The following is an 18,057-nucleotide window of genomic DNA, read 5'->3' as shown; positions in this document are numbered from 1 at the left end:
CCCAGGGGCCGGCCCCGAATTTAGCAGTTTGCAAGGTGCTCACGTTGACTATTAACTTCCCCATTGGCCTTCCAGGCAATGAATATTTAAGGATGTTTGAAAATTTGCGTCACATAAAACTGCGCGGATAATTGCGAGACGGGTTGAGGCAAAAGCGGATCAAAAAACAGACCATCGTGGTAAGCAATCCAGTGACGTGTCCCGGTTTTAACGTTATTCCAGCGACCATGAAAAATACCACAATCCGTCGGTACGCTGGCCCCGTTGTGTCTTTTATACGATACGTTCTCTAATCCCTTATAACCCAGAAATCTTTTCATTTGCGCGAGATTGACACGTTTCTTCTTGTCGCAGAAGCCATTTTCCATAGCAATTGACAACATCTCATCATAACTTTTTTGATGTAATCGGGCCATAACCGCGATACCACATCCTTCGTCGTCTGATGGCTGTTTAATATGCAAATACGTCATTTTAGGTTCTCCTTAACGCAATAGCTGATGTGAATTAACTAATATCGGCTTCTAAAGACGTTTCTTGAAAAAAATAACGATGTCGCGGTGTAATCACAACGCGCGTTATCAAAATATGGCGTGCCTCGAAAAAAGACCGCCCTTTTCTTTTTTATTCTGCGTTTAATGAGCATAGAGAGTGATGGTCAGTCTCAATTAACGTTACCGGACAAGGCAAGTGCCTGTTTATGGCCGATGCACGCTGTCCTCAAATATCGCCAGGTTTTCCTTCGCTTCCGCGTACTGATAAGACGTCAGTTCAATCTGATTTCCGTCAGGATCGCAAAAATAAACGGACATCGACACCTGATGATCGCTGACTGTATAAGGTATGGATTGCGCGACCAGGATGCGTAATAACTGACAGAAACACGTGGCATCCAGGCTAAATGCCACGGTGTTACCCGGCGGCTGATGGGTTCTTAAAAACAGCGATATTACGGCAGCATTATTTTTCAGCACCAGTGGACCGCCCTGCGTAAACCAAAACAGCAACGATTCATCGCGTGAAAAACCCAGCATCCGTTTATACCAGTGTTCTGCTTTCTTCAGGTCATGCACATAAATATGGACGTGGTCGATCTTGAGTAAGTTCACTTTCACCTCTTTGGTCAGGCGTAAAGAGAACCAGCATTAAACAGATTATGCCGTGATGCAAAAGCACGCGCACATAATAGCCTGCTATTTAACATAAATCAGAATTGCAAAAAAAACGAGGCGAATTAATCAGAGCCGGTCAGAATGCATTCAGGTATATTGCAGAGGCAACAGGCTCATAATATTGGCGGGATAAACCGTTTCGGTTGTTTCACTGAGTGCTTTGACGGTCCACCAGCGCGAACTGGCAATGACTGATTTCTCATTTTCACTCCAGCCCAGTGTGTTAATCTCGTTCCCTGCGGCAGTAACAATAAAGAACCGCTCATGTGCCTGCACGATCTCGCCCGAAGGCAGCGTCATGGCAAAGCATCGCTCACCGACAGACGGACCCACATCGGCACGGTGAATGCCGGTTTCTTCATACAGTTCCCTGACCGCCGCCTGCTCAAAAGATTCGCCCTGCTCTACGCCGCCGCCGGGCGTTGCCCAGTATGCGCTGCCCGCCAGCGCATCCTGCGAATGCACAAAACGAAACAGCAACACCTCATGGGAAGCATTCAGGATCAGTAACCGGGCCGAGCGGCGCGTGCGCATAGTCTCTTCCTTTTATTGGGGGCGTGCTCACGGATAAAGATTTTTCAACGGGGCCGCAAAAAATCCTGCCAGCGGCGCGTCAGATAGTTATGTTCATCCATCACGGCGTTCCAGACGGCAATGTGGCTCATCCGTTGCTCGTAACTTCCGCCATCGCGCACTTCCCCCTGGGGAATCAGCGGTGCGCCCCAGGCATCCAGCAGCACTTCGCGTGCGGGTTGACCACCGTACCAGAAATCCCATTCCGCTGCCGACAGATGCGTCCGGCTGCGTTCCGCGTTAGAAATGTAATAACCCTGCCGCGCCATGACCGCACCGGGCCAGCCAGACTGCCACCAGTTAAGGTAGTCGTAGGCCGCCTCTTTGATTTTGCCGGTCGCACAGCGAGAAAGCGACATGCCGCCGTACCACGCACGGTAGCCTTCACGTGGTCGCGCCATTTTATAGCCGCGCTGATGGAAATGATGACGAAAATAGATGGGTGCCCATAGACTTTGTACTTCAACCTGCTGATTGGCAATCAGATCGCATGCCTCATCCTGCGATGCCCAGAAGGCCGCAAAATGGCCGTTACGGTGAAGGCGCGCCAGCTGTTGTGTTAACAGGTCGATCTCATCAAGCGTCAGATTACCGATATTCGCAAAGCGTGCCAGCCCGGCCCCCTGCATGGCCAGCGCCGCATCAATACCGCCCATGGCCGCATCTTCCTGTAGCGCCACCTGCCCCGTCAACGAAGGATGTACCAGCCAGCCCCAGCTCTCTTCCTGCTGTTGCAGCACCGCAGGCAGCCGGTCGGCATGATAGGCAAAACTGTCCACGTTATGGGTAAGCGGCAACATGCTGATATGGTCACTCGCGTGGCTACCTAAATGCATATCGCGCTGAACATACAGTCGCTCCGAAGGTACACTGCCATCGGCTAACGGCAGATCGGGACGTAGCCTGCCGGTTTTGGCCAGCGGCGTAATCTCGTTCCAGTATGTCAGTCGCTTGATTTCCAGCGGCTGGATTGCCCGGGCAGGCCAGACAAAATCGATATTATGAAACCACTGATCGTAAAGGTCATAACTTTCCGGATGCATGACCGCAATGCGCTGGGCATCTTCCACGCTGTGCAGTAGATATTCGATGCGAATACCCAGATCGCTTTCCGCACGGACACGCAACATTTCAAGCAGCGTGACCGAGGTGCCCAGTACGCGCAATGTCAGTTGATCGTTAACTTTCGCCGCAGCGTTCATTGTTTTACTTATCCTTTACCGCCTGCTGAAAACGGCTGAATCCCTGTTTCAGTCGCTCGGGATCCAGTCCGCGCAGAATAAACACCAGTTTTGAGGTATCGACATCGCCGGGCCAGTCATTCAGGTGAACGGGCGGATGTAACGTATGCTGTACGCCATGAATCACCACGGGTGAGCTGCTGCCGCTGAAACGTAAGATGCCTTTCATTCTCAATACAGACTGACCATGGCTATGTAACAGCATTGACAACCAGATAGCAAACGCGGGCCAGTTCAGGGCGTTCTCTAAGGTGATCACGCAGGTTTGCGTAAGCGGATGCGGATTCTCGTCATGGGATGCAAGACGATAACCGGACGCACCGGCTGCGCCAAGCCAGCGAAACCGCTGTTGCCCACTGCCTTTTGCCAGGCGCAGGCCAAATAAGGGGTCCGGATCGGCCAGCGCCTGCACGGTGTCACTCAGTTCCGCCATAGGGTTCAGCCCGGCAATCCAGGCCTGAAGCGCCACACGTTCGGTCTGTCCGATACGGTCGCATTTGCTGAGCAACAGCTTATCCGCCGCGCTGACCTGGGCTATCCATTCCGGTTGATGCATCGACTGCTGCCGGGCATGCTCGGCATCGACCAGCGTCACCAGCGTGCCCTGACTGAAGTGATGTTTAAGCTGGGGATCGTGCAGCAATGTTGACAGGATGGGCGCAGGATCGGCAAGGCCGGTGGTTTCCAGAATGACCTGGCTGAACGGCGGCAGCATGCCGCGCACGCGCCGTTCATAGAGATCCAGTAACGCCGTTTTCAGTTCGCCGCGAATCTGGCAACAGACGCAGCCGCTGGGCAGCAGCACCGTATCGGGCGCGACTTCATTCAGCAGATGATGGTCGATGCCCACCTCACCAAATTCATTAACCAGCAATGCAACGTCGTTCAGATCTTGCTGCGCCAGCCAGCCTTTCAGCAGCGTGGTTTTGCCGCTTCCCAGGAAACCGCTAAGGATATGCAGCGGCAGTTTTTTATCGTGCAGCATAGCCGCTCCTCTTGTATGCCTTACAGCGCCGCCAGCCAGGCTTCATCCAGTGGATCAAGCGGGCGTTTGGTGATCTTCTCGACCTCTTTCCACAACAGGTCCAGTGAATTCACCATCACCTGCTGACCGGTTGGGCTGGAGAGCACCCAACTGGCATGAAACTCAGTCAGCGTGAGCCGCCAGGGTTTAAGCGTTCGGTTGAGCAGCGCCAGCTGCTTTAACCGCAACTGGCGCTGGGGCAGATCGTTTTGTAGCGCATCGCTCCATTGCGGACCGCTGTCCAGTAAACCACAAACGCCGCACATATCGGCTTCTCCTCAGGGCATAACATCGCCGGAATTTGGGCCAAGCGTCTGGCCAACAAACAGGTTACCGCCGGGCTCACTTGCCAGCAGTAACGCTACCGGCGCGACCTCTTCCGCCCGGCCAAAACGTCCCAGCGGCAGTTCGGCTGCCTTAGCCGTTTTCCATGCCTGATTGATGCCATCGATAAGCGGCGTTTCAATCGGACCGGGCGCGATGGCGTTCACCAGCACATTATCTGCGGACACCTCCAGCCCCAGCGAGCGGGTAAAGCCTAATACGCCGGCTTTGGCCGCCGCATAATGGCTGAGTTCGGCACCGCCTTTGATACCGAGCTGCGACGCGATGTTGATCACCCTGCCCCAGCGCTGCGCCAGCATGGACGGCAACGCCCGTTGCGTCGCCAGGAAGACACTGCGTAAATCCACAGCCATCATCTCTTCCCACATGGGCAGCGTGATATCGGTACAGCGCGCCTGGGTCAGCATTCCGGCGTTATTCACCAGAATATCGATTCCGTCGAACTGCGCCAGGCAGGCATTCACGCCCGCCGTGGCGCCTTCCACCTCGCCGACATCGGCCACAATGCCAAAACACGGCACGCCAGACTGGCGACACTGATCAACCACAGTCTTGAGCTTTGTACTGTCGCGGTCAGTGAGTATCAGATGGGCACCTTCGCGGGCGAACAGCATCGCGATGGCCGCCCCGATGCCGCTGGCCGCGCCGCTGATTACACAACGTTTCATCCTGAGTTGCATGGGTTCTCCTTAATCCGGCCAGCGAACGGTGAGTCCACCGTCGACAATCAGACTCTGTCCGGTGAGGTAACTGCTCTCGTCGCTGGTGAGAAACGCAATGACTTTCGCCACTTCCTCGGCGCGTCCGACGCGGCCCAGCGGAATTGCCTTCGCCGCCTTCGCCAGCCCTTCCGGGCCAAGCGAATTATCCTTATCCAGCGACTGCGGCGTTTCAATCAGCCCGGGGATGATGGCATTACATCGCACCCCGCGCGGCGCGAGTTCGACGGCCAGCGAGCGGCAAATGCCGGGCACCGCCGCCTTCGCGGCGGCATAGTGCGCGTGCGCCTGCCAGCCATATACACCGCCCGCAATCGACGACACCGCAACTAGGCTGGCCCCCGACTGAAGGTGGGCGGCAGCGGCACGGAACAGGCGCATCACGCCGGTCAGATCGACATTGAGCATCTCATCCCAGCGTGCGTCGCTCATCTCCTCAATCTCTGCCCGACGCAGAATGCCCGCATTGGCGACGACCGCGTCAAGCCGTCCAAAGTGCTGTACGCCTTGCGCAATAAACGCGTCCACCGAGTCGGTGGATCCGACGTTAAGCGGCAGCCAGAGCGCGTCACCGCCCGCCGCTTCAATCTGCGCGGCCGCGACGGCCGGATCGTGGGGATCCTGCGGATAATAGCCCGCTATCACCCGCACGCCTCTCTGGGCATACAGCGTTGCCAGCGCCAGTCCAATCCCACTTGCGGCTCCGCTGATCGCGGCAACCGGGGCTGTGTTTGCATTCTGCATAGGGTTTCCTTAGGCCTGAGGTTGAGTGGAGGCGGCGGCGATGTGCGTATTCAGTTGCGTGACCGGCCGGGCGAACAGAATAATGATGCCCGAGACAAAGCACGGAACCGCACCAAACCACAGTGCCGCCTCCTGCCAGTGTCCACCCTGACTCAGCACTGAGGTGGTGCCGACACCGGCCACAATTGCGCCCACCGGCCCCATCGCCATAATTAATGCGCCCGCAGTAGCACGAATGGCGGTCGGGAAACTTTCACTGATAAAGAACAGCGCGGCCGCATACGGACCAATCAGGAAAAACAGACCGACGCTGTACAGGGCCACGATGATGGCAAAGTTGTCCGGGCAGAACAGCATCGCGGCAAAGGCGATACCGCCCAGCATCCAGCCGGCCGCGATGGTGTTGCGACGACCGATGCGGTCACCGAGCCAGCCGTGTGCCAGATAGCCGCAATAGCCCACCAGGTTAGACAGAATCAGGATCAGTAAAGAGTTATTGAACGAGACCGCGTGGGTTTTGGTAATTACCGTGGTGCCCAGAACGCTGAAGATCTGAATGGCGAACCAGTTCAGCAAAATGGCAACACCCAGTACCACGGTTGAGCGCAACGCCGTGCCGCGAAATGCCGAGGCAAAACCTGACTTCGGCTGATCTTCATACGGAACCTGATAGTCGGCTGCGACCTGGCGTGCATCTTTCTCTTTACCCTGCTCCCGCAGCGTTTTGATTTTTTTCTGCACTTCAAACTGAGGCGTTTCTTTCAGCTTCAGCGCCAGTAGCGCGATCACCAGCGACGGAAAGGCTGCGAAGATAAAGCTGCCCTGCCAGCCGATAATCGGCAGCAGAATCGCGGTCAGCGCCGAGGCCACCAGCGCACCGACCGGCCATCCGCCCTGCACCAGGCTGTAGACAAATCCCTTCCGTTTGTTGAGTTTGGGATCGTCCAGCGCGGTATAGAGTTCTGATAAATAGGTGGCGTTAACCGTTTGCTCTGCATAACCCAGACCGGCAACGGAGCGAATGGCGGTCAATGCGCCCTTACCCCATAATCCCCCTATTGCGGTCAGCAGCGAACACAGGGCCGCGCCTCCCACGGTAATAACGATGCCCATGCGCCGTCCCAGGCGATCCACCAGCGGGCCAATGGCCAGAGCGATCACTGCCCCACCAAACGCGACCCAGGTAGCAATTTCAGACTGTTCGACTTCGCTCCAGCCAAAATGACCGCCGATCTCCGGCAGCAAGGTGCCGAAAAGGATGAAGTCATAGACGGCGAAGATCCAGGCGAAGAAGGCGATCCATGTAGCGAATTTGACATCCCTGGTGGTTAACTGCTGGGGCTGCCAGCCGTTAACGGATTTTTTTTTGTAGATGCTCATGTCGTGATCACTCTGCAAGAGAAAAAGGCTTAACGCGGTTGGCGCGCTAAGAAGTCGTCGGCAATTTCGTCGAAAGTGACGAAACGCACGCCCTGGTGACTCTGGATGTACTTAATCAGGCGCTCCAGCATCAGCAGCACCTGCGGACGGCCTGATACGTCGGGATGAATCGTCATGGTAAAGACGGCATAGTCGTTTTCGCGATATACCCAGTCGAACTGATCGCGCCAGATCTCCTCCAGATGGCGCGGATTGACAAAACCGTGGCTGTTCGGTGACTTCTTGATAAACATCATGGGTGGCAGATCATCCAGATACCAGTTAGCGGGGATCTCTACCAGGTCGGTCTCTTCGCCGCGCATCAGCGGCTTCATCCAGGTGTCCGGATGCTGGCTGTAGTCAATTTTGGTCCAGCTGTCGCCTACGCGAACGTAGTAAGGATGAAAGTCGTTGTGCATCAGGCTGTGATCGTATTTGATGCCTTTTTTCAGCAGCAGCTCATTAGTCACATTGCTGAATTCCCACCAGGGCGCGACGTAACCGGTTGGACGTTTACCCGCAAGCTGCGTCACCAGTTCAATACTGCGATCCAGCACCGCCTCTTCCTGCGCGGGCGTCATGGCAATCGGGTTTTCATGGCTGTAGCCATGCACGCCAATCTCGTGGCCGGCGTCAACCACCGCTTTCATCTGCGCCGGGAAGGTTTCGATTGAGTGACCGGGGATAAACCAGGTGGTGCGCAGATTATGTTCAGCAAACATTTTCAGCAAACGCGGTGCGCCCACTTCTCCGGCGAACAGCCCGCGAGAGATATCGTCAGGGGAATCTTCCCCGCCGTAAGAGCCGAGCCAGCCGGCAACAGCATCCACATCCACACCAAATGCACATAAGATTTCTTTCGCCATCTTTTCTTCCTCTGGAGCGTTAAGCGCAGACCGAATCGTCTGCGGTAAAAAGACCTGCCAGTCGGCTGGCAGCGTGAAGAAGCCGGCGATCTTCGCCAGCCGGTAGAGAGAAAAGCAGACTGGTATGCAACCCACGGTCATCGGTACCGCTCGGCAGGGCGATGCCCGGCATATCCAGCAGGCTGCCCGGCATGCTCAGGCGCAGCGTGGCCACGTTGGTCTGGGCGAACAGCGCGCTGTCCTGCATCAGCGGACCGAGTTCCGGTGCGGTATGGGCCACCGTGGGGGTGATCAGTATTGCGCCCGCCAGCTCCGCCGCCAGGGCCTGTTGCCACTGCTGACGTTGGGTCAGAAAGGTATCGAGCACGGCCGGGTCCTGCTCGCTGGCGGCAAGCAGACGTTCGCGCACTCTGGCATCCATGCGTTCTGCGTCAGGTGAGGCTAATAAGAGGCGATGCAGCAACCAGGCTTCGCGCCCACCCGGCCAGCCTTTTTCAGCGATCCAGTCAAGCGCCTGCGTAAACGCGGTAAGCGGCTGGCGGTCAATGGCAAAGCCGGCCGCGTCGAGGCGATCCAGCATTCTCAGGCCGTTATCGCGAACGGCGGGCTGGCATGTCATGAGGAGCGCGTCGTCAACCCGGAAACGGGGTTCAGGAAAGGCGGTGGTATCCGGACCGCACAGGATGTCATCAAGAGCGATAGCATCCCGGACGCTGCGGCATAACGGGCCGAGGGTATCCAGCGAGCGGGCCAGCGGAAAAACGGCGTCCATGGCATAACGGCCACGGCTGGCGCGGTAGCCCGTAATGCCGCTGAATGCGGCCGGAATACGAATGGATCCGCCGGTATCGGTGCCAAACGCGATACAGGCCAGGCCTTCCGCGACTGCCCTGCCTGCCCCGCTGGACGATCCGCCCGGCGCGTGCAGGCTGCCCGCTGATGACCGGATAACCGGTGTACCAAACGCGGGATTCAGGCCGAGTCCGGAAAACGCAAATTCGCTGAGATTGGTTTTGCCGATCGTGACCATGCCCGCCGCCGCGCACCGGGCAACGACGGGTGCATCCTGTCGGGCGGGCGAAACGTGTTGCCGGGTGGCCGAACCGGCGGTGGTCTGGCAGTCCTGAAGGTCGAACAGGTCTTTCCAGGCCACCGGAATTCCATCCAGTGGACTCAACGGCTGGCCCTGCCGCCAGCGCTGCATTGAGGCTTCGGCCTCTTCACGGGCGCGCGCCGGGGTGAGCGAAATAAACACCGAAGGTGCATTTTCTGCGGCGGTCAGGCAGGCCTCAGTAAACGCCAGGGGTGAAAGGCGGTGCTGTGCATAAAGCGCACTGATTCCCAGCGCATCGATCTGACCCTGAATGTATAGCTGACGGACGGTATCTGGCTGCACACGCTTACCTTTAAATGTATATTGCAATTTAATGTACATTTGAAGATAGCAATAACAATGCCAGGAAAAGGACTGTTAAGTTACATATTTGTGATCTTATCGATCATTAAATAATTTAAATCAGTAATAACAAAAGCTTAAATTGGGGGTGGTGACGGACATTTGTGCAGGCTGAGTAAAATCCTGTCTTTGTATTAAATGTACTAATTTATTTATGATCCATTTTAGAGCGCCGTGCACTAACGCAGTGCTGTGCGCGGGCAGCCGTCGTTATTTCCTCAGATGTGATAATCTGGCGGGCAGGATGGGAGCGGAAAAAGACAATGCGAAACATAATGAATGGAGCAGACATGGATGACGCCGGTTCTGCGCGTTATGAAATCATCCGCCAGGTGCTGCTTAACGTGCTGCAGCAAAACGCTGTTCCTAAAGGCCTGGTGTTGCTGGAAGGTCCGTTAGCACAGCTGTTCGGCACCAGCCGCGTGCCGGTCAGGCGGGCGTTAAGTATGCTGCATGAAGAAGGCTGGATTGCCCGCTTTGAAGGCCGGGGCTTTATCGTGGCCCGCGACGATGAGGACGTCGAACCCGTGCGCATTGCCCTGACGCGCGAACTGTTGGGGCTGGCGCATCATGAGGAACTGGTCGACACCCGCAGTACGGGTGAAAAAGTGCTGGAGCACCTCCAGGGTGTGCTGTCGACCGCGATGATCTTTGGTTGCTATCAGGTGGATGAGCAGGACGCGGCACACTATTACACCACCAGCCGGGGCGTGATTCGTGAGAGTTTAATGCGCCTGCGTGATAAAGGCCTGGTGGAAAAAGAACCCTATTCCCAGTGGCTTACCGGTCCGTTAACGGCGCGCGAGCTGGGCGACCATTTTGAAATCCGGGCCAATCTTGAACCCGCAGCGCTGCGTAAAGCAGGCGAACGGCTGGACGTCGACTGGCTGAAGTCGCGGCTGGATAACGCGAAAAAATCGCAGGGTAAGCAGTTAACGGCTATTGAACTGGAAACCCTGGAAGAAGATCTGCACATTCGCTGCCTGGAGCCTGCCGGTAACAAGCTGATGATGCAGATACTGCGACAACACCAGTCGCCCTTCATCGTCACGCGCATTTTCTATGACCTGCTGCGTATCCCTGTCGACAGTGCCATGCTGGATGAACACTGCCTGGTCTATGAATTTTTGCTGAAACGGAACTGGGAACTGGCGGCCGCCTGCATGAAGGATCATCTGGAGCGCGCGCAGGTTCGCACGTTGCAGCGGCTGAAAGTGTTATCTGTGCTGCCTGTTCCGGCCTTTCCGGATTTTATGGCACGGCGCTAGCCGCTTATAAAGGTGACGCTGTCACGTCAAAAGCGACGTCTTCTCCTTCTGTCACACTAGCCCGTCACCGGTTCCCTCTTCAGCGCTGAACGCGTCATGTCGGACATGCTGACTCAGCCTCTTTACCGACGCGCGTAAAACGCTTGAAAAACAGTCACCGGTGCGCTGACCGCCAGCGGCTGAAGCGGAAAACCGGTCGCCAGGCGGGAAGGATGAAACTCGCCCTGAATATGCTGATACAAGTGCGACGCACGTTCTGCTCTGAGGCTACCGTCCCAGCGCAAAAACTGTCCCCAGAGCGGCATATTACGGTAGCGGTCTTTGACCGGCATGGCCGAACGCAGGTACGCGGGCGGAAACAGCCGACGATAGCGGTGATGATGGTAGAGCCACGACAGCCCACGAAGGGTTTTTACCGCGGGCGTGAGAGTCACTATCTGCGCCAGTAAACCGCACAATTCGCGCTGACGCGCGGCGACCTCGCTGTCACACAGGGGCGAAACCGTTCCGTCAGTGGGCTCAAAATGAATGCGTGCGGACCGATCCGTTTCCAGACTGAATGAGAAACAGCCCGAACGACCCACCACATCGGGTGGGGCAACAGGCGGCCGGGATTGCCAGACAGCCAGCGTATACTCAGCATCTTTATCGGGGTTGTGCCGCAGGCCGCGAATATAGTCTGACCAGGCGGGAAGCTTACGATCGAACCGCCGCCCGCACCCCAGACGAATAAAAATGTTCGTGTAATCCATAATCGCGTTGGCCAGCGGCATGCCTGTGCCTGACGCCACTCAACTCGCGAAACCGGTATCCTGAAGAATTCTGCGGTGAGCTTCATGCCTGGCGGCCTTCTCCTGACGAGCATATGCGCATTTTACCATCCCTTACGGCGACGCGCCGCGGGCAAAGCGCGCCGTTCAACGCGTCTGCACCGCCGTCGCTTCAATCTCTAACAGGACACCATAATGCAGTCCGGAAACCGGCACCACAGCGCGGGCGGGTTTCCAGCTCCCCAGCCACTGCGCGTAAAGCGCATTAAAATCATCCCATAATGCGATGTCAGCCAGATAGACTCTGACCATCACCAGTTGCGATCGGGTAAGATTCTCCTGGCGCAGGCAGGTATCCAGACTGGCAAAGACCTGCAGGACCTGATCGGCAAAGGGCGCGGCGCTGAGCATCTCCCCTGCGGGCGTGGCCGGTAACAGACCCGAAATAAACATCATTCCTGCCCCCAGACAATAGTGGGAGTAATGACCGGGATGCGGCTGATCATTGATATCACGCGCCTGCAATCGCTGAAGCATATTTTCTCCTTACATCATACCGGGTTGTTTCAGGGCGCTGCCATCGCGGAAACGACTGTAACGGAACGCCGTGGGGTCCACGATGGGATCATCACCGGTCACCAGATCGGCCGTCAGGCGGCCGGCACCGGGCCCGATGCCAAAGCCATGCCCACTGTAGCCCGCCGACAGAACCAGACCGGGAAGCTGTGGCACGGTGGAGATGACCGGTATATCGTCAGGCATACAGTCGATGACGCCGCCCCAGGCCTGCGTGACTCGCAGCCCGGCCAGCGCAGGATACTCACGGCCGATGGCCATCAGCCCCTTTTCCACCACGCCATCCGACACCGTCGGGTCCAGAATGCGGATTTTTTCAAAGGGTGACGGGCGCTCCATTGACCAGCGCGCCAGCGACTCCGGTCCCTGTAAAAAGGAGGTCAGGCGAATTTTGGTTTCCAGATTGAGCCGACGTGCTTTGTATAACGGGAAGAACTGACGGGCATATTTCAGCCCCTGAATGCCGGGCTCAAGACGACCTGTGCCGGACAGTGCGATGGTATAACCGCCGTCCGAGCGTGGCCGACAGGCAAACGCATCCGTATAGAAAGGCCGGGTAATCACCTGTTCGACGGGATAAGTACGAAACGCACTGCCGATGACATTACCTGCAGGTAAATCGATGCCTTGCCGGCGACAAAACAGCGATGTCCAGGCACCTGCGGCGCAGACCACGCGCGAGGTTTTAATCAGACCTCTTTCCGTGATCACCCCACTCACCTGACCTGCCGAAATATCCAGCCCGCGCACCGCACAGCGCTGAAACAGAAAGGCGCCTTTTTTCACCGCCGCCTCCATCAGGCCTGGCGCGGCAAGCGCGGGATCGGCATAACCGTCATCGGGTGAATGCACGCCGCCTTTCCACGCTGTGCGGCTACCGGGCGTCATGGCTTTTGCCTCTGCGGCATTGAGAATCTGGCTACGAATGCCGTATTGCTTCGCCATTTTCCCCCAGTTATCCCAGTTGCGGATGTCCTTTTCCGCGCACGTTGCATAGACCAGCCCGGTGGCGCGGAATCCCACGTCCATGCCGATTTCCTTGCTCAGTTCATGCCAGCGTTGCAGCGCATGCAGGATCAGCGGGATCTCCCGTTCATCCCGGTTAAGCTGGCGGCACCAGCCCCAGTTACGGCTTGACTGTTCAGCCCCGACCAGGCCCTTTTCGATCACCGCCACCCGATAGCCTTTTTGGGTGAGCGCCCAGCAGGTTGCCGCGCCGACAATGCCTGCCCCAATAATCACTACATCCACCGAGTCGGGAAAATGCGTACTGTCCTGAACCAGCCTGAGCGGTGCGGGCATAATATCTGCTCTCCAGCGAAAGGTTAAAAATCGATTAATACACTTTTATAGCGCTGACAGGCCTCAAAGGCCTGGCGGCCCAGATCTTTACCAAAGCCGGATCCCTGAAAACCGCCGGTAGGGATAATGAAATCCCAGGTGCGGCGATAGCGGTTAACCCACACCGTTCCGCTGTCCAGCGCGCGCATTAAGCGCATCGCCCGTGGCATGTTCAACGTGTGGACGCCCGCGCACAGGCCAAAGACCGCATGCTGCGCCAGCGCCAGGGCTTCTTCCTCATCGGTAAAGGTCTGAATGGTCAGCACCGGTCCAAAAATCTCTTCGTGCAACGCCACGTTATCCGGGCCGACGTTCTCCAGCAGTGTGGGCTGCCAGAACCAGCCTTCTTTCGTATTGTCGTAGCGTTTTCCACCCACCAGCACCCGCGCCCCCTGAGCGACGGACTGTGCAATAATCGTGGCCACTTTTTCACCCTGGCGTGCGTCAATCAGCGGACAATACCGTGTTGACGCGTGCCAGGTCATGCCGGGCACGGGTTTCTGACAGCGTGCAATCAGCTTTTCTGTAACACGTTCAGCAATGCCTTTCTGAATAATCAAACGTGTTCCGGACACGCAGGCCTGACCGGCATTCACCGTGAATCCCAGAAAGAGGCGCTCGGCAATCTCGTCGGCGTCGCCGGCGTCATCAAAGACCAGCTGCGGGCTTTTGCCGCCCAGCTCCAGCGTGACCGGTTTAGTGCCGTGCAGGGCCGCCTGGCTCATAATCGCCGCACCGGTGGCAGTGGAGCCGGTAAAGGAGACCTTGCGCACCAGCGGATGCGCTACCAGCGCATTACCGGTGACCTTGCCGCTGCCCTGGATCACATTCAGCACACCGGATGGGATCCCCGCCTGCACCGCCAGTTCGGCCAGACGGGCCGTTGAAAACGGCGTCAGTTCAGACGGCTTCAGCACCACCGCGTTGCCTGCCGCCAGAGCCGGGCCGCATTTCCAGGAAGCCATCGACAGGGGAAAATTCCACGGCGTGATTGCGCCGATCACCCCATAGGGCTCAGGCACCAGCATGCCCAGGCTACTGTGCTGCGTTGGAAACACGTCACCGCTGTATTTGTCCGCGCATTCGGCATAAAAACGCAGGGCCGCCGCGGTAAAGGGCACTTCGATATTGCGTGCATCGGTGACGGGTCGGGTCGATCCGACGGCTTCCAGCTGCGCCAGGTATTCACTGTCTTTTTCGATTAAGTCTGCCCAGCGCGAGAGGGCTGCACCCCGTTCTCGTGGCGAACAACCCGACCAGCCGCTGCTGATGCGCCGTGCTTCGGCCACGGTCACGGCATCGTCGACGGTACGGGCATCCGCCTCATGGATCTCTGCATAATGCTGACCGTCAGAAGGCCGTTTAATGCCCATAGCCTGACCGCTGGCGGATACAAATTGTCCGTCGATAAAGTGTCCGCTGGACAGGTGAACGTCATCGGGATTGAAATCAGTCATACGTGCCTCTTGAAAAAAGAAAGGAGCGGGACATCACCAGCCGGTGACGCGATGCCAGACTTCGTGTTCCCCGCTCTGGCTGTCCATTACCTGATACCGGGTGTGCATTCCGGCAGTGGCGCAGGCGTGATTGGGCAAAATCCGCAGCCGGGTCCCGAGCGAGAAATCCGTGACCTGGTGACCGCTGTCGGGCGGAATGGCGATAATGCCGTGTTCCTGATTGGTGGACGACAGCAGGAGTCCGGTGGATCGCCCTTCGCTGTCACATACCAGACCGTAGGCAAAGTCGGTTTTTTGCGAGGCGGTGCCACGGTCGCGCGACATCGCCATCCAGCCTGCATCGACAAACAGCCAGCCTTTTTCAGCGTTGTGGCCAATTACCGTGGTGACAACAGAAAGCGCGATATCGTCGGCGGTGCAGACGCCGAGGTTGGTCATAAACAGATCGAAAGTGGAAAACACCCCGGCGCGCACTTCCGTTACCCCGTCTAAATCCCTTACGGCATGGGCCGTGGGCGTTGATCCCACGCTCACTACCGGACAGGTCACGCCAGCCGCGCGAAGGCGCTTAGCCGCTTTGATGGCGGCCTGGCACTCCGCCCGTGCCGCCTGTGCAATCTCGTCCTGCGTACGACAGTGATACGATTCCCCCGCGTGAGTTAACACTCCTTCGACATGCATTCCGTTCTGCTGCAAATACGCGCCAATGTCGGTCAGGGCGCTGTCGTCCGGTTTTATGCCGCCCCGATGACCATCGCAGTCAATCTCGATAAACACGCTAAAGGCCACCTGATGCTGCTGCCCGTATGCAGATACGGCCTGCGCCTGTGTCAGACTGTCGAGCAGAAGATGCACTTGGGCACCTGGACGCAGACAGGCCGCGATGCGCGGCAGCTTGTCCGGCGCAATCCCCACGGCATAAAGGATATTGCGGTAACCTGCGGCAGCAAACGCCTCGGCTTCAGCCAGTGTGGACACCGTGGCCGGTGAAGCCCGGTCACGCAGTAGCCAGGGGGCCGACTGTACCGTGCGTAGCGTTTTCAGATGGGGGCGAATCTGACAGTGCAGGCTATCAATATGATCGTAGAGCCTGCGGATATTCCGCCTGAACTTCACTTTGTCCAGCAGCAGATACGGCGTTGTCAGTGAGGGATCGTTAAGCATCATTGTCTGTCCTGAGGGGTTTACTGGATGCTCTCATCAATGCATTTAGTTTAAAATGCAGACACACCCAATTAATGATTAGGTTTGAACCTAATGATCAACAGTGACGATCTGCGGTTTTTTCAGGTGATCTCCGCCAGCGCGACCCTGGCCGCCGCCGCCCGCTATCTGGATATCACACCACCGTCCGTGACCCAGCGGCTGCAGCACATTGAACAAAAAATGGGCATTAAGCTTATTTTGCGTCCGGCAAAACGGATCATTCTGACCGACGAAGGTGAAGCGTTATTAGCACGCGCGCGGCTGATTTTGCATGAGCTGGACCAGCTACAGGATGTGATTGACCAGACCCGAAACCGGATAAGCGGCACGTTGCGGGTACTGGCTCCGCTGGGCTTTGGCTCGGAATATATCGCGCCCTTGCTCTCCGATTATGTTGACCAGCATCCCGATCTCAGCGTGGATCTGATGCTGTCAGACAATCCGAACTGGATGCAGGCCGATAAATGGGACGTGGCGATCTATATTGGCAACCTGCGGGACTCGTCGTTGTACAGCACCCGAATTGCACCTAACCGCCGCGTGCTGTGCGCTTCGCCGGATTATCTGCAGCGCCACGGTGTGCCCACGCATCCCGCTGAACTCACGCAGCACCACTGTCTGGTTATCCGTGAAAATGCTGAGGACGTGACTCGTTGGGTGTTTGCGCATCAGCATGACCCGGTCACCGTCAAAATTACGCCCCGTCTGGCAAGTAACGATGGTCGGGTGATTAAACGCTGGGCGCTGCAAGGCAAAGGGATTATGGTGCGCTCGATCTGGGACATCAGCAGTGAAATTAAACAGGGGCGACTGGTCCCACTCCTGCCTGAATTTATGCTGCCGCCCGCCGACATTGCCGCGCTGACCAGCATGCCAGAAATCAAACGCCTGCCCCGTACTCAGGGCTTTATCACGTTACTGAAAACCACCTTTAGCGCGCCGCCGTGGATGCAGAACGAACAGTAAGCCACAGGTCTTGTTGGGGGGACAGGCGTGCTTCGCGGTCCACAGGGCTTATCAGTCGCTCACGCCAGCTGTTGCGAACGGCATGAGGTCTGAAGCACACAGGAAACGGGTTGAGTGTGCTTGAATCGCTTTGTGTTAGTGACGGTATCGCCTGGCCGGACAGCCCGTGAAAATTGTGCTTAAACGGCCAGGCGTGCTTGACCGTACCCGTGCGCCCGCCTCCAGCGGATAAATCTTCGTAAAAAAAATTATTTTTTTCTGCATCCAGTGACGCCCCTGCTCTCGTATCTCTCTTTGCAAGACACTTACCCACTCTCTCTTATGAGGATTTACGATGAAAAAGTTCTTCGCTGTTGCCGTAGTTTCAAGCGCATTCCTGTTTACTGCCGCCTCATTTGCCGCAATGGAGTCGGGCTCCGTGATGGTCGGTGGCGCTGCGATGTACCCTCAGAAAAATATCGTTGAGAATGCGGTGAATTCGAAAGATCACACCACGCTGGTGGCGGCGGTGAAGGCGGCCGGTCTGGTTGACACACTACAGGGTAAAGGGCCGTTTACCGTCTTTGCCCCAACCAATGCCGCGTTCGCGAAACTGCCCGCCGGTACCGTCGATAATCTGCTTAAGCCGGAAAACAAAGCGCAGTTGACCAGCGTCCTGACCTACCATGTTGTGGCAGGCAAATACGACATGAAAGCGCTGGAGAACAAGATTAAGCAAGGCGGCGGTCATGCTGAACTGAAAACCGTTAACGGCCAGCCGTTGTGGATTATGAATAATGGCCCACACAATATTCAGCTGAAAGATGCACAGGGTAACGTGGCCAATATCAGTACGTATGACGTCAACCAGAAAAACGGCGTGATAGATGTGATTGATACCGTATTAATGCCGAAGTAATTCTCTATACTCAAAC

19 protein-coding genes are annotated in these 18,057 nt (G+C 56.8%); 3 read left to right on the top strand and 16 right to left on the bottom strand.

The features are described 5' to 3' along the window. Positions 1-86 precede the first annotated feature (86 nt). From GC087_RS11880 to GC087_RS11830, 11 genes are all read right to left on the bottom strand, one after another. The gene (locus tag GC087_RS11880) at positions 87-473 is read right to left on the bottom strand and encodes a hypothetical protein (protein WP_058701894.1); all 387 of its coding nucleotides are present in this window, start codon (positions 471-473) and stop codon (positions 87-89) included. A 225-nt stretch (positions 474-698) separates the two neighbouring features. Continuing rightward, on the bottom strand, positions 699-1,109 hold the full coding sequence (locus GC087_RS11875; RefSeq protein WP_324028427.1) for a VOC family protein: 411 nt from the start codon (positions 1,107-1,109) through the stop codon (positions 699-701). 150 nt (positions 1,110-1,259) lie between these two features. Continuing rightward, positions 1,260-1,706 (bottom strand): NUDIX hydrolase, encoded by a 447-nt coding sequence (locus tag GC087_RS11870; RefSeq protein WP_033741683.1) that lies wholly within the window; start codon positions 1,704-1,706, stop codon positions 1,260-1,262. Positions 1,707-1,750: 44 nt separating this feature from the next. Continuing rightward, the gene (locus GC087_RS11865; RefSeq protein ID WP_324028426.1) at positions 1,751-2,947 is read right to left on the bottom strand and encodes an ABC transporter substrate-binding protein; all 1,197 of its coding nucleotides are present in this window, start codon (positions 2,945-2,947) and stop codon (positions 1,751-1,753) included. Between the two features lie 4 nt (positions 2,948-2,951). Beyond that, entirely contained in the window at positions 2,952-3,971 is a 1,020-nt protein-coding gene (locus GC087_RS11860; protein ID WP_058701891.1) for a CobW family GTP-binding protein, read from the bottom strand. Positions 3,972-3,991: 20 nt separating this feature from the next. Then, complete coding sequence (locus tag GC087_RS11855) at positions 3,992-4,276, bottom strand: hypothetical protein (protein WP_006119159.1); 285 nt, start codon at positions 4,274-4,276, stop codon at positions 3,992-3,994. 12 nt (positions 4,277-4,288) lie between these two features. Continuing rightward, entirely contained in the window at positions 4,289-5,035 is a 747-nt protein-coding gene (locus GC087_RS11850) for an SDR family NAD(P)-dependent oxidoreductase (RefSeq protein WP_058701890.1), read from the bottom strand. Between the two features lie 9 nt (positions 5,036-5,044). After that, positions 5,045-5,818, bottom strand: coding sequence for an SDR family NAD(P)-dependent oxidoreductase (locus GC087_RS11845; RefSeq protein WP_006119161.1), 774 nt, complete (start codon positions 5,816-5,818; stop codon positions 5,045-5,047). Between the two features lie 9 nt (positions 5,819-5,827). Beyond that, on the bottom strand, positions 5,828-7,198 hold the full coding sequence (locus GC087_RS11840; RefSeq protein WP_162285735.1) for an MFS transporter: 1,371 nt from the start codon (positions 7,196-7,198) through the stop codon (positions 5,828-5,830). Between the two features lie 29 nt (positions 7,199-7,227). Continuing rightward, positions 7,228-8,103, bottom strand: a complete 876-nt coding sequence (locus GC087_RS11835; RefSeq protein WP_033741691.1) for a polysaccharide deacetylase family protein — start codon at positions 8,101-8,103, stop codon at positions 7,228-7,230. A 19-nt stretch (positions 8,104-8,122) separates the two neighbouring features. Beyond that, positions 8,123-9,499 (bottom strand): amidase family protein, encoded by a 1,377-nt coding sequence (locus tag GC087_RS11830; RefSeq protein WP_058702018.1) that lies wholly within the window; start codon positions 9,497-9,499, stop codon positions 8,123-8,125. A gap of 284 nt (positions 9,500-9,783) precedes the next feature. On the opposite strand from GC087_RS11830, the gene GC087_RS11825 reads away from it, so the two are divergent. Next, complete coding sequence (locus GC087_RS11825) at positions 9,784-10,827, top strand: GntR family transcriptional regulator (protein WP_039340319.1); 1,044 nt, start codon at positions 9,784-9,786, stop codon at positions 10,825-10,827. 122 nt (positions 10,828-10,949) lie between these two features. On the opposite strand, the gene GC087_RS11820 is transcribed toward GC087_RS11825, so the two are convergent. From GC087_RS11820 to GC087_RS11800, 5 genes are all read right to left on the bottom strand, one after another. Continuing rightward, entirely contained in the window at positions 10,950-11,600 is a 651-nt protein-coding gene (locus GC087_RS11820) for a hypothetical protein (protein WP_058701887.1), read from the bottom strand. A gap of 144 nt (positions 11,601-11,744) precedes the next feature. After that, the gene (locus tag GC087_RS11815; RefSeq protein WP_006119165.1) at positions 11,745-12,134 is read right to left on the bottom strand and encodes a RidA family protein; all 390 of its coding nucleotides are present in this window, start codon (positions 12,132-12,134) and stop codon (positions 11,745-11,747) included. Positions 12,135-12,143: 9 nt separating this feature from the next. Next, a complete protein-coding gene (locus GC087_RS11810; protein ID WP_058701886.1) occupies positions 12,144-13,475 on the bottom strand; it encodes an NAD(P)/FAD-dependent oxidoreductase in 1,332 nt (443 codons plus the stop codon). A gap of 23 nt (positions 13,476-13,498) precedes the next feature. Beyond that, a complete protein-coding gene (locus tag GC087_RS11805; protein WP_058701885.1) occupies positions 13,499-14,971 on the bottom strand; it encodes an aldehyde dehydrogenase family protein in 1,473 nt (490 codons plus the stop codon). A gap of 33 nt (positions 14,972-15,004) precedes the next feature. Continuing rightward, positions 15,005-16,135, bottom strand: a complete 1,131-nt coding sequence (locus GC087_RS11800; RefSeq protein WP_058702017.1) for an alanine racemase — start codon at positions 16,133-16,135, stop codon at positions 15,005-15,007. A 93-nt stretch (positions 16,136-16,228) separates the two neighbouring features. On the opposite strand from GC087_RS11800, the gene GC087_RS11795 reads away from it, so the two are divergent. Then, positions 16,229-17,143 carry a LysR substrate-binding domain-containing protein gene (locus GC087_RS11795; RefSeq protein WP_006119169.1) on the top strand — a complete coding sequence of 305 codons (915 nt, stop codon included), beginning with the start codon at positions 16,229-16,231 and terminating at the stop codon, positions 17,141-17,143. Positions 17,144-17,477: 334 nt separating this feature from the next. Continuing rightward, positions 17,478-18,041: a fasciclin domain-containing protein gene (locus tag GC087_RS11790; RefSeq protein WP_006119170.1), complete on the top strand. Its 564-nt coding sequence runs from the start codon at positions 17,478-17,480 to the stop codon at positions 18,039-18,041. Positions 18,042-18,057: the final 16 nt, after the last annotated feature.

The sequence above is a fragment of the Pantoea sp. JZ2 genome (assembly GCF_035191405.1).
Classification (GTDB): Bacteria; Pseudomonadota; Gammaproteobacteria; order Enterobacterales; family Enterobacteriaceae; genus Pantoea; species Pantoea stewartii.
Note: the sequence above shows the minus strand (reverse complement) of the source record. Positions and strands in the feature narration are given on the sequence as shown.